Here is a 13,383-nt window from a genome sequence, read left to right as displayed (position 1 = left end):
CACAGTCTGCAAGATGCGGTCTGCAAAGTGCAGTCTAGAAAGCGCAGTCCGGAAAGTACAGTCTGGAATCTAATAAAAAACTGCCGAGTCCACTCGAACACGAAACGAGTTCCTCGGCAGTTCTACCGTGATCACAGCCATGGCCGTGAACTATTTCACAACGAACAATCAGCCTCTTCTGGCTCCGCCCCCGCCAAAAATATTCAGCAGGAACAGGAAGATGTTGAGGAAATCCAAGTACAGGCTAAGCGAACCAATAATCGCGTAACGCTGATACGCAGGATTGTTTTTGATGCGCTGTGTGTCCCATGCGGTCAAGATGGTAAAGATGGCGACGCCCAGATAGGAAATGATAAACTCAAAGCCGCTTGAACGGAACAGCATGTTCAGCAACGACGCAATGATAATCCCTATCAAGCCAAAGAAAGCAAGACTTCCGATACGTGTTAAATCAGTTTTGGTGACAGCACCATAAACACTCATCACTCCAAAGGAGAGGGCTGAAACCGCGAACGCCAATGCCACCGTCTCTCCGGTATAGCGAAAGACAATAGGTGTAATCCAGATGCCGTTAATAGCTGAGTAAATTAAGAACCACAGAACCGCGGTTCCAGAACTCATCTTTGTAATGCGAGCAGACAAGAAAAACACAATCCCAAAAGCCGCCAGGAAGAAGAGCCAAAAACCTCTCACCGCGATTGTACTCATTACTACAGACTGCACAGTTGCCAATGATACAAGTGCAGTAATGACAAGCGCCAGGAACATCCATCCGTACACTTTACTCATATATCCACTGCGAACAGCTTGATGTCGTTCATCATAGAATCGTTCCATTTGTGCCACCTCCTATATACGTTGTACCCATATTATAAAGGGATCAAAAGCGTTTAGAAATAGCGCATTCAAAATACCAAACGTACGGGCCATAGTATTTGCGAAACTAACCTTGTGACTGTGTTCCGTCTGCACAATATGAGCTGGCCTAATGTGTTCACATATTTTTACATATGTTTACATATATCCATGAATACTTATAGGTATTGACGAGAGACGCAAAATGTAAAAGCGATTGCCGCTGGGCGGACTCTCCCGGCAGACGGGAGCAGAGATATTATATGCTCATGCAGACAAACTCATACCCATCGGAGTATATCATACCACAGCCGACGCTTCCGATACCATCAGCGGTCACCATCAGCGGTCACCATCAGCGGTCACCATCAGCGGACACTGCCGCAATGCGCTGCCACAACAGACTGACGTACGATGCCAACCGCAGCCTGCCGTGCGGTCCCGAACCTTTTTCGTTCAAAACGGAGTTGAGTCCGACAGAATATGTATCTGTGCCTCGCTCGAGTAGTGTTGTACCGGAACGAGGTACTACGTTGCATTTCCTTTGTTCATTTTTCTCTGCTTTATGCCACTTGCACTGATTCACCTAGACACGGATGAGGCTGCGGGGCGGAGGCTGCGGGGCGGGCGATTAGTGACTCGAAAGATCCCTATTGTCGGCGAGGCGATGCCATTGTGATCCCAAGGATCCTTAATGTCACCTGGCCCGCGGCATTAGTGTCATAAATGGACACTAATGTTGGGAGAGGCAGAAGAGAGCATCGGTGTTAGGGAGAAAAGGGATCACTATTTCGGAGGGCCTGCTGGTGATAGTGATCGAATCGATCACTGATATGAACGAAGGTGTCAACTACAACTTAGACTCCATGACACTACACCGTTCGAGTACCTAAGTACCGCGTGGCTTGAATTGGAGTGGCTGCCGTGATAGGCTCATTTGCCGCGGCCATTAAGTACTTTATATAGGCTGCCTTGGCTGCAGTCATCACGGCTGCAGAGGCTCCAAGTCAAGCCACTTGAGCTGAAAGACTCGACTCGAAGGCAAAAACTTCTCGACGATGAGCATTCTGATATGCGTGGGTTGGTTACCACATAGTATCTCTCCGTCCAAGGAGCTTCCGACTAACTATTGGCGTGCGTTCGGTGGAGAAAGACTCTCCACGTAGCAACAAGTGATCTGCGTGGGTTCTCCTCTACGGTTTTACACTTTTGCCTTCGAGTCCAATCTTCAAGCCTTTATATCACTTCAAACGGTTATCCCACAGGGCTATGACAACGGCAACTTACTCAGTTACTAGCTACTGAATTCATTTCTTCTTTAGAGATGGCCCACACGAACCCAGCTAACTCTCGGGCAAGTGCAACGATGGCTTTGGTACTAGGCTTACCTCGAGAGAGCAATCGAAGGTATTTACGATGTAAGCGGTCCTGGGCTTTCCAAGAGATACTTTGCACAGAAGGGGACTGCCCTTCCTGTCGCTTTCGAATGTCCCCCCTCAATGCAGGTCTATAGCGATAGCTCCAAGCCGCTTCGACGAGTACTCTTCTTAGGTGGGTATTTCCTGTCTTTGTAACTTTCCCTTGACGTCGCACAGGGCCGCTCGATGATTCACTCGGTATTAATCCTGTATATCCCATGAATTGACGGGCAGTCGTAAAGCGACGGAAGTCTCCAACCTCTACAACTAAGGTCACTGCCGTAAGCTCTTTTACACCACGGAGTGTTTGTAGTGCTTGAATGACTGGCTTGTGTGGGCTTTTCATAGCCAGTTCGTGAATTTCTTTTTCCAAGCGTTCAATTCGTTGTGCAATTACAATAATTGCATGTAGATATTCTTGATGTGTCTGTTGTAGAGCTCGGTTCGAAAACTTTAACTGCTGTAGCCAAGCCATATATTTGCTCTTCCACTTTGTCATCTTGGCAGGGGATGTTAAGTCATGACGAAGAAGAAACTTACTCATGCGCTGTCTTGCTCTTAGTAAGTCCTCTTTTGCATCTTCTCTACAGCGCACTAGATCTCGCAGTGCCTCATCGTCTTCGTTCGGGACGTATACCGCTGTGAGCTCCCCTGCTCGGTGTAGATGTGCCAGCTTGATTGCATCTCGACGGTCTGTCTTCACTCGATCTCCAGGTCGTGACGGAATGAGAGACGGGGCGATAACAGAACACTTTACACCCATTTGGGTAAGCATTCTCTGGAGTCCATATCCTAAGGGACCCGCTTCATAACAGACATCCAAATCCTCAGGTTGACCCAACTTCCGAATGAGTTTTCGAATTGCTTCCGGTGTGTTAGGAATAACCCCCCATGACCTTGGTGCATCTCTGCCGGCGTCGGCAACAGCAATAGCAATCGTATCTTTGGACGTGTCTAAACCAACATATTTTGTGTTATCCTGCATAGTATCGGCTCCTTCACAATGTAGCTCTGATTGGTTTTCTGGTTCTCTTACAAATCCAGTATTGCCAATTAACCTACGAAATTGTGACATGGAGCCGACTTCGTTCATGATAACTATTCTGTCGCGGGTATGGAGATAAGGAGCAAAAGGATCACTAAGCAACGGTGTGCCAACGGTGCAGGCGCCTGCACCCACGCTGCGGCCCCGTGTCTGCCGTAGCGGCTGCCAGATTCATTGCATAATTAGGGTGCAACTGCAATTTTAGTTGATTAATGGCAGTTTACCACTCATTCTTTCCGTTCGATCCCGCTGATCTCCCAGGCCTCGCTGGCTGTGGCGGCTGGGGGTGAGCCGGTGAGGCTGGTTAGTGCCTCCAAAGATCCCTATTGTCGGCGGGGCGATGCCATTGTGATCCCAAGGATCCTTAATGCCACCTGGCCCGCGGCATTAGTGTCATAAATGCACACTAATGTCGAGAGAGGCAGAAGGGAGCATCGGTGTTAAGGAGCAAAGGGATCACTATTTCGGAGGGCCTGCTGGTGATAGTGATCGAATCGATCACTATTCTGTCGCGGGTATGGAGATAAGGATCAACGGGATCACTAAGCAACGGGATGCCAACGGCGCAGGGGCCTGCGCCGACTCTGTGCCCCTATGTCCGTCGCAGCGGCTACCGCGTTTACACCATTATTAGGTCTAAACTTCAATTTCAGTAGATAAATGGTAGTTCACCGCTTATTTTTTCGTTCGATCCCGTTGATCTACCGGGCCTCGCTGGCTGCGGCGGCTGCTGTTCGAGCGGGGCTGGGCGATTAGTGCCTCCAAAGATCCTTATCGTCGGAGGGGGAGCGCCATTGTGATCCCAAGGGAGCATCGGTGTTAAGGAGCAAAAGGATCACTAACCAACGGCTTCATGGGTTCCTATGCGAAAACCGGCCCATCCCAATCCAGAGGGAGAGGCCGGTCCATGAACGCGATCCTACCATTTTACACTTGTAAGACTGTGACATTTCGTACCTTCAATCATTCTATCAAATCAATCGATGTATTTCCGAATGACGAATGTATCGTTTTAACGTGTCGTTTTGCGACGACGACGCAGGTACAAGTACCCGGCTCCAAGGAGTACAACTGCGGGTAAGATTCCTGCATACGGAACCTCGGGCATGTCTCCTGCCGTACCGTTTCCGTGGATTGTCACGTGTGTGAATCCATTGGAAGGTCCACAAGTGAAATAGTAGTCCTTTCCTCCAAATGAGAGGTGGGTCTGAACAATGTATTTACCTGAGCTGTAGTGCCCTTCGGCTGGAATGTTGACTTTATAAAATCCAGTAGAGACCTTTGTCCCAATACTCTTAAAAACATTTGAACCCCACTTGCCCGGACTCTCACTCAACTTGGACTGTGAGTAGTTGTAGAAGTAGAATGACTGATGCGAAACCCAGAAATCATATCCGCCAAATCCACTTCCAGATTTTCCATTTATTTTAACGTAATACGTGTGACCCCATTGTAAATCCTGGGTCGATTGCTTTTCTTGTTTGCTCAGGTAAAACGTCAGATACCCTGAGGCATACTTAAAACCGCTTGTGCCGCTCCCGCTGCCGCCTCCGTGGTTGTCTCCGCTGCCGCCGCCATTGTTGTCACCAGAACCTCCACCGTAGCCACCGTAACCTCCGCCGCTATACCCACTACCACTGCCACCGCCGTCAGCCAATGCAATCGGTGCACTGACCAGCAGGCTGCCTACTGCTACAGCCGTTATCACAGCTTTTTTTATGATTCCCTTACCCCACATATAATGTCCCCTCTTCCTAAGATAAGCCCTATTTGTACAAGTCGGAGGGCATCTCGAGACTATAGTAGAACTACAGCATAACTACAGTAGAACTCATCTTTGACAGTTTAGCTGTGGAAAAGTAGGTTATCAGTATCCCGAAGCCGCGCCGTTGCGCGGTTTTTCTGTTGATAAGTTGTGTTTTGAGCTCAAAAATGTAGGTCAAAATGTGTTTGGACAGTGGATAACTTTTTCCTTGTTATAAAAGTATTTATATTGTATAATTGTAGGTAATATTATGAGCGGTGGTGAGCCCAGTGTTCGCACAAGTTGTATCCACAAAACGCCCCGATGGTCGTACCTACAGGTATATGCATATTGTTGAGTCCTATCGCGAGGGAAAAACCGTTAAAAAGCGTCGGATTGCCAGTCTTGGTAACATCGATAACTACTCTGAGCAAGAGATTGAGCAGTTTATTCGTACCCTTGAATCGCTCCTACAGAACCGTACCTCTGGTTCGATTGAGGACTTTGACCCCAAGTCGACCCTCTCTTTTGGCGTTCCCTACGTGGTTCAATTTTTGTGGGATCAGCTTGGGTTGACCAAGGCGATAGAGACCGGACTCAAAGACCGTCAGGTCACCTTTGACGTAGCTCGCTATGTAAAGGCCATGGTCTGTAACCGTTTGATGAATCCGTCTAGTAAGTTGGATTTGTTTCATACGATTGAGGACATGTATCTTCCGGAGGAGGAAGGTGAATCCTGGCAGTTGCAACATTTCTATCGTGCGCTGGATCACCTGATGGATATGAAGCCCGAACTGGAGACATTTATCTATCAACGACTCACGGACCTCTTGAACTTTCGTTTATCGCTTGTACTCTATGACCTGACCAGTACGCACCTCAGTGGCCACCACTGCCCAATTGGCAAGCATGGATATTCACGAACCCACAGGCCGGACCTGGAACAGGTCGAGCTGGGTCTGCTTGTGACTCCGGATGGGTTGCCAATTACCCATGAAGTCTTTGCGGGAAACACGCCGGACAAAAAGACCGTCAAGGAAGTTCTGGAGCGTTTGAAGAAAGACTTCTCCGTTGAACAATGTGTGTTCGTCGGAGACCGCGGTATGGTCACGAAAAAGAACACGGAGTTGTTGGCGGCGCTTGAGTATCCCTATATTGTGGGCTACCACAAACGTGGCCGCGTGGTTAGCGACACCTTATTGGCACAGTACGGTGACCTCTCTCTCTACACTGAGCTGCGCGGAAATCTCAGCTATCTCGAAGTGCCCGCATCTGCAGTGGAAGACGATGAGAAAGGGCAAGATGCGCGCTATATTCTCTGCTACAATCCGCTGAAGGCGAAGGCGGATGAAGCCTTCCGCACATCGGCATTGGAGGAAGCGGAACAGGCATTGGTGGACTACCAGACGTGGTTGGACAAGCCCCATCGCGGGCGAAAAGCAAGTACACAGTCCATCATGCTCAAAGTCAGTGACATCCTCACCAAAAAAGGTGTACAGGGGTTCCTTGAGGTGGAGTTCAGTGAACAGAAGCTCTCCTACACATGGAATGAGGCGGCCCTCGCCAAAGAAGCCTTACGCGACGGAAAGTTTGTGATTAAGACCAACACGTTGCTCCCTGCCGAACAGGTGGTTACTTCCTACAAAACGTTGATGAACGTAGAGCGGGCTTTTCGAGAGATCAAGAACTTCCTGGATGTAGGGCCGGTGTACCACTGGAATGAAAAACGTGTGCGCGGGCACATCTTCGTCTGCGTACTTGCCTATCTGTTCGAGCAAGAGATCCAAGTGATGTACCGACGTGGGTGGGCGCAGCAAGAGCAAGAAGCAGAGCAGATGACCAACGCAGACGAGCGCGAGCAACGGCTGGAGGAACTGAATGACCGTTGGTACACAGGCGAGCGAATCATGAAAGACCTCTCGCGTTGGCACGTGATGAAAGCCGAGTTTCTCGGGAAAGAATTCCTCAGCGTTCCACCGCCACCACAGAACCTAAGCGAGGTCCTCAAGGCACTGGGTATCCCGCTTCCTGCCAAGGCAATCCAACTACGCAACACGTCTTCAGGCACACTCGTTTAACGAGAATCCCATCCTTACGGCCCCAATCCGTTTGGGGCTATTTGTGCTGTAGGGCAAAATCCCCCCTACAATCCCTTGCGGGGTCTAGGGTGCTGTCAAGGATGAGGTAGAACTACTAAATATCTATTCTATACACAGAATATCATATGGATGTAATTAACTGGGTAAAATGCGCAGTACATCTTGTTTAAGATTTCTTTAAAGTACAAACTGCGATCACAGATATCACTCAAGTCAACTAATTTAAAGGAATCTTTAGGTTCCTGAACTAAACTCTTTAGCCAATTTGAGTTAATTTCACGGTACTATGGAAATAAATAAAAGGTCGAATTGACTATTGACTATGTGCATTTGGGTAAGGAGGAATTGTATTGACCCTTAACTTGAAGAAATCATCTATTGTGGGAATTGGAGCAGGATTGGCCGTTGCCGCGGTGGCAATGGGACCCAGTGTCGCAATGGCGCAAACTACCTATCACTTCATGTTTGACCATTCAAACGGAATGACTACGACTCAAAAGAGTGTAACCCAGGGCGGAACACTGGACATTACATTGAATGTAATTGAGTCAAACCAGGATACGCAGGGCGGAGAAAACCACGTTCACGGATTGCCTCCCACAGCCAAGTTTACTTTTGTGGACAGCCACGGCCAGACAGTCTCCGAAACCGGAACAATGATTAAGCCCACCACCGGTACGGGCGGCCATTATGCGGATGCATCCAAAGTAATGGAAGCAAACAAGTTGGGCCAGAAGTTCCAGGCAACCTATGCAGTACCTGTGCCAGCCAAGATGACCGGTAACGCAAAAATCACCACAGCATTTACCATGTGGCAACCGTTCGGCACACACTATGGTTCTGATTCGGACGATCCCGTTGGCGGCAACTTTACGCTGACAGAGCCCATCTCTCCATCCACCGGCGGCAACATGCCTGAAGTCCCCTACGCAGGCATCATTCCTGTAGTCCTTGCCGGCGGCTACCTGTTATATCGTTTCTCCAAGAAGAAGCAAACGACCTGATTGGAGTCTTATCCCAACAGAAGATTGAGGGGGTATCTTGGCGGTCTGCGCACAAGATACCCTTTTTACATTCCGTTCCCATTCCGTTCCCTTCCGGCTCAATGAACCGCAGAATCAATCGCCGTCATCGGAGTGGTCCATGATGAGCTCCGGTGATGCATCTTCCTCAAGCATTCCTAAAGTCACTGTGAAAGTGGTCCCCTGACCAAGGATGCTGTCTACAGCAATGTCACCATGATGGAGATCGACAATCCGTTTTGCAATTGCGAGTCCAAGTCCTCCCCCGGTGTCTTTAGACCTAGACTTGTCCACCTTATAAAACCTTTCAAACACGTGCGGCAGGTCCCCTGCAGCAATCCCCGATCCCGTGTCACGGACTTGATACCGTACCTCTCCTGAACCTTTTTCCAAGACCAACTCGATGGTGCCGCCGGGCGCGGTGTGCTTAATGGCATTGTAGATGATGTTTGAGAACACTTGCTCCATTCGATCGCGATCAATCAACATCCACGTTCCATCCTCCGTAATATCAGCGGCTTCAACTCCGCGCCAGGCAAATGTCAGACCAGCCTGTTCCACATCGCCCTCGAATTGCATGACCATGGAAACAAGAAATTCTTCCGCGGTACATGGACTGAAATTGAAATCAGCCTGTTTGGCTTCTAATCGCACCAAATTGAACAAGTCTTCAATGAGTCTTGTCAAGCTGACTGTCTTATCGTGAATTCGACCAGCAAATCCCTTTATTTGTTCATCGGTCTGTGCAACACCGTTTTCAATAGCCTCTGCGTAGCCGGCAATAAGCGTGATTGGTGTGCGGAGGTCATGGGATACATTGGCCAACAATTCTCGCCGCATCCGGTCTGCCTTCCGCAGTTCCTCATTGGCCTGTTCCAATTGGGTGTTTGCCTCAGCCAACGCCGTAGAAGATACTTCCAGTTCCTGCGTCCTTTCCGCAACCTTATTCTCCAAGGATTCATAGAGAAATGCATTTTCAATAGAGATAGCTGCTTGTGCAGCCAAGACTTTCATGAAGTCAAGCCTGGATTCTGTGAAGGCTCTCGCCATCCGGTTGTTCTCCAGATAGAGCAGTCCGATGATGTGCTGCCGACTCATCATAGGCGTGCAGAGGACTGACTTTGGATTGCCAATCGGCAGGTATGGGTCCGATTGGCTGGGCAAATGCAGAGCCGCGTCCACAATAAGTGTGTCTTCCGTTGTTCTGTACGTGTAGTCGATAACGGACAACAACAGTTTATCCCAGGCATCAGCCGCTGGAATACCCTGCAGCACAACGGGGTGCGGCTCGTCAACGGAAGCAAATGCTTCTACATACAGCCCGTCCTGCCGGGAAAGTAAAATAAAACCACGCTGGGCTCCTGCACTCTCAAGCACCAGATTCATCAGCCGTGTCAGCAGTTGTTCCAACACAACTTCCCGCGACAAAGCTTGGGCTGCTCGAGACACCATGAGCCAGTCTATGCGTTGTGAAATGTCTCGGCCAATCGATCCGTTGTCACTAGCGTCAGCCTCGGCTCCCCTTCGGCGGCGTCGTTCACCGCGTCCACGGCGCAGTACAGAAGCTCGTTCTTCTTCCAGTTGTCTTGCCTTCCCTGCAATCCCAAACCCGTAATAATCATCAATGGCCGCAGTATATAATGCACGGGCGTAGTTTCTTTTTCCCTGCTGCAAGACCATGTCGCCGCATCTTTCGTTCGCCACGGCACTGTAGAATTTGAGATTCAACACCTCGGCCTCCGAAGATGTCTGTTCGTACAGGTCGGTTGCTTCATGGTATAAGCCTTTCAACCTCGCTTCTTCAGCTTGCATAAGATGCAGCATCAGGTCTCGCTTTTCCGATTGTATCGGTCTTGCAGCGAAGTCCCGGACCATACTGCCAATCTGTCTCCGCCTGCTGCTCTGATTCAATCCTGAATCCATGCGGCATTGGTCCGCTAACAAAACCACGCTCAAGACCGTAACATCAGAGTAGCCGTAAAACGGCACTGGTGAGACGGACATTGCTGTAGACAGGCGTTCCGCCATTTGTAATGCAATCGTTTCATTACCAAATAGAAATTCGCGAATGAATCGAAGCAGTCTAACCCATAGATGAAGTGTGTGCCCTAATTCTTCTAAAAAGTTGTCGCCGTCATGTAGCATGTCTGCCCCTGGTGGAGCCTCTCCTTGAACAGGACCCGCAAGGCTTTGATATTCACTGTGAAACACTTCGAACAGGGACTCAATATGAGAACTGCGCATGCTTCGATAGTGGGCCCGTGTTTCATCCAATTGAGACAGAACTTCAGAAACAGAGTGCCCGGAGACAAATTGAAAGGCAATCATCAAAAGATCGATCTGAACACACAAATACAAGTCCTGTGCTGTCAGGGCGTGCTCTCTTGCAATGCTTAGGGACTGCAAAGCGTTCGCAACAGGATGTTGCCAAGGAGCTATCAATGCGCCTTGAGCAAAGTATGGTTCTGCCAGGAACGGAGATTGAAGGCGGAATTTGTCGTGGTCAAAGGCCGCATTCAGCAAGGAATTCGCCTGTTTGAAGTCACCTTTGAGTACCAACTCGCTGACTTTTTTTATGAGAGGCTCCGCTGCATTTCGTTCCTGGTTACCGTCTTCAAAACCGCTTGTGACACCGGAAGAGGTCTGCTTTTTTGCGTTCGTGTCAAAGCTGGCGGGCTGAATCCCCGGCCAACCGTATAAGCTCAACTGACGAACTTCCATTTTCGCTGACGTATCGTAAGTATTTCGGACTTTTTCGAAATGCCCCGCAGCCACGTAGAGGCGGAGCAACCGTAACCGAGCATGTGCTTTCTGACTTGGATTCCCTGCCATGTCCAGCAGCAACACATACTCTTTCTCCGCAGCATTCAATTCACCAAGCATAAAGTGAGAATTAGCCAAGCCCAGCCTGAGTTCAAAAATAATCCCGGCACGGTTATCCCCGAGTGAGAGATGGCCCATCCAGACCAAACCCATGTTGAAATATGTAGCCGCAACACGGTATTGGCCTATGTGGTTAGCTTGCTGTCCTGCCCACAAATTCAGTTCAATCAGCGTCTTACGATCAATGCCCAGCGCGGGTCCGGCGTTCAAGTGGTTGACAATGTCAAATACTGCTGAAGGATAGTCACGAGGATCGACCCGCCGCTGCAACAGCGCCAACCCGATGCGGTGTTCCATGTCGCTCCGCTGTGCTTCACTCAAGTCGCTAAGAAACTCTTTTTGAATTTGTTCGTGCTTAAAAGAGTACAGACGAGACTCGTAGCTCGTTGATTGGTGTTTGCCTTCTTGGTCAGATCCTTGCTCAAATTCCAGCCCAAATTCTTGCGCAGATCCTTGTGCAGATCCTTGTGCAGATCCTTGCAGGCGCTCTTGCGTCCATTCTTTCTGTTCCCAACCAACAATTTGCTTTTCCAGAGCCCGTGAGAGCGCGTCTTCCACTTCTTCCGCAGAGGTGTCGGCAACCTGTGCTATCAGCGGAACGTCAAACTGTCTCCCCGCAACCGCAGCCCACCTCAAAACAGACAGAGTTGATTCATCAAAATCAAACAAGAATGGTGTTCTGCGCCATGCGTCCTCTACGGTTTGCTGCGCCTCATCATGTTGCGCATCTACTTTCCACAGCCATTTATTTTCTTCAATATCGAACCAAACGCTATTGGTTTGTTGAAGTCTCACAATCCAGCGATGCACTAAAAACGGATTCCCTTTGGTGCGATGAAAGATTGCATCTGCCAGCGGATTCAAGTTCGTGTCTGAACCAGGGAACATCCTCGAAAGGATGTTTGCAATTGTGGCTTTTTTGAAGGTCTTCAAGCTGATAGACAGCACGTCCTGTCGCTGCTGCAATCTAGCCATCCACTGGTACACATCTCCAAAGGCATCGATTTGACTTCTATCCAGTGACAGCACCCACGTTACTCCACGCGGTTTTCTGTCAATAAGACGTCGCAGTAACCGCAGTGTGATGTCATCAATCCATTGGAGGTCGTCCAGACAAATCAGCACGGAATTCGCTTCCGCTGTCAAGACTTCCAACAGCCTAAGGAAATAGTCAGCGGCTTGAGGGGGAGTAACGCGTTCACTATTCGAGGGAGGTGCGGCCAGAAACAACTCGAGTTCGGGTATGACATCAAGCATGAAATGCGAGCATTCCGACAGACGACTCTGCAATTTACTGGACCAAACGGAATGTGCTTCAGAGGATTGACCAAGGAGCTTCCGTAATATATCCCGAAATGCTGAAGCGACAACGCCATACTGCGGAGTCCATGGCTGCGAATCACAGTTCGCAACGCCAACAAACTTATAATCATTCGCTTTGGTGTGTACAACGTTCTGCAGGAACGCCGTTTTTCCCGTTCCAGCCTCACCAAATAACAGAGCTACGCTGGGACTTTCACGATTGGCAGCGGGATGCCCTGCAGAAATCAGTTTAGAAAATTGGTTTAACTGATCGGTGCGTTCCCAAAGTTCAGAGAAAACGCGGCCAGCGTCTTGAACGTCTTGCCGAGCTAATGGAAATAATGCAATGGTGCCGCTTTGCTCCCACAAATTGAGGCAATTTCTCAAGTCCGAGTATAGGCCGTATGCACTTTGGTATCGATCTGCCGGGTCTTTTTGCAAACATTTCATCAAAATACTTGACACCATGCGCGGCAGCGATTCGTTGTAATGTGTTGGCGGAACAACACCTTTCGCTAAATGAGCGTGGATCCAGGCAGTGACGTCGTTCTCTTCGTATGGAAGATGAAGCGATGCTAATTCGTACAGGACAACCCCCAAGGAATAGATGTCAGTGCGCTGGTCTACCGGTACATCACTCCTGCCCATCTGCTCTGGAGCCATGTAGGCGAGGTTTTCTGAAACGCCGGAGTCGCGAATGAGAACGTCACTATAGACATCTTCGCCGTCGATTGACTCTGGTTCACAGTTCCCGGAGTGCTGTGAACCGGAGTGCTGTGAAATAGAAAAACAGGATTTCATCCCGTTTGGACAAATGAAGACCCTGTCGGGCTGAATTCCCTTGTGTATAACCCCATTTGCATGCACTTGTACGAGGGATTTAGCAAGTGAACAAGAAATATCCAGATAACTGCTTATGTCAGGTATTGCACCAGCTGTAAAAACGCGCAGCGGTAATAAATTCGGGGCGGAATTCTGTTTCTGCCCAGTCAACTGGACACCTCCGAGCCATGTC

6 protein-coding genes are annotated in these 13,383 nt (G+C 49.3%); 2 read left to right on the top strand and 4 right to left on the bottom strand.

All coding sequences use genetic code 11. The features are described from left to right. Positions 1-168: 168 nt before the first annotated feature. The 3 genes from GI364_RS02110 to GI364_RS02100 all read right to left on the bottom strand — a co-directional run bounded on the left by GI364_RS02110 (position 169) and on the right by GI364_RS02100 (position 5,056). The gene (locus tag GI364_RS02110; RefSeq protein ID WP_198852087.1) at positions 169-837 is read right to left on the bottom strand and encodes a Bax inhibitor-1/YccA family protein; all 669 of its coding nucleotides are present in this window, start codon (positions 835-837) and stop codon (positions 169-171) included. A gap of 1,305 nt (positions 838-2,142) precedes the next feature. Continuing rightward, a complete protein-coding gene (locus tag GI364_RS02105) occupies positions 2,143-3,258 on the bottom strand; it encodes an IS110 family RNA-guided transposase (protein ID WP_198852086.1) in 1,116 nt (371 codons plus the stop codon). Positions 3,259-4,330: 1,072 nt separating this feature from the next. Next, positions 4,331-5,056, bottom strand: a complete 726-nt coding sequence (locus GI364_RS02100; RefSeq protein WP_198852085.1) for a hypothetical protein — start codon at positions 5,054-5,056, stop codon at positions 4,331-4,333. A 296-nt stretch (positions 5,057-5,352) separates the two neighbouring features. Here GI364_RS02100 and GI364_RS02095 point away from each other — a divergent pair, with 296 nt between their 5' ends. Together GI364_RS02095 and GI364_RS02090 are read left to right on the top strand one after the other, a co-directional pair. Then, positions 5,353-7,140 (top strand): IS1634 family transposase, encoded by a 1,788-nt coding sequence (locus GI364_RS02095; protein ID WP_198850960.1) that lies wholly within the window; start codon positions 5,353-5,355, stop codon positions 7,138-7,140. Positions 7,141-7,511: 371 nt separating this feature from the next. Continuing rightward, positions 7,512-8,165: a hypothetical protein gene (locus GI364_RS02090; RefSeq protein WP_198852084.1), complete on the top strand. Its 654-nt coding sequence runs from the start codon at positions 7,512-7,514 to the stop codon at positions 8,163-8,165. Between the two features lie 114 nt (positions 8,166-8,279). Here GI364_RS02090 and GI364_RS02085 read toward each other — a convergent pair whose 3' ends face one another. After that, positions 8,280-13,361: an ATP-binding protein gene (locus GI364_RS02085; protein WP_198852083.1), complete on the bottom strand. Its 5,082-nt coding sequence runs from the start codon at positions 13,359-13,361 to the stop codon at positions 8,280-8,282. Positions 13,362-13,383 lie beyond the last annotated feature (22 nt).

It is taken from the genome of Alicyclobacillus sp. SO9 (assembly GCF_016406125.1).
Lineage (GTDB): Bacteria > Bacillota > Bacilli > Alicyclobacillales > Alicyclobacillaceae > SO9.
Note: the sequence above shows the minus strand (reverse complement) of the source record. Positions and strands in the feature narration are given on the sequence as shown.

Excerpts from the sequence above, each read along its gene's own strand:
- GI364_RS02110 (WP_198852087.1), bottom strand. The coding sequence starts at position 837 with ATGGAACGATTCTATGATGAACGACATCAAGCTGTTCGCAGTGGATAT.
- GI364_RS02105 (WP_198852086.1), bottom strand. The coding sequence starts at position 3,258 with ATGCAGGATAACACAAAATATGTTGGTTTAGACACGTCCAAAGATACG.
- GI364_RS02100 (WP_198852085.1), bottom strand. The coding sequence starts at position 5,056 with ATGTGGGGTAAGGGAATCATAAAAAAAGCTGTGATAACGGCTGTAGCA.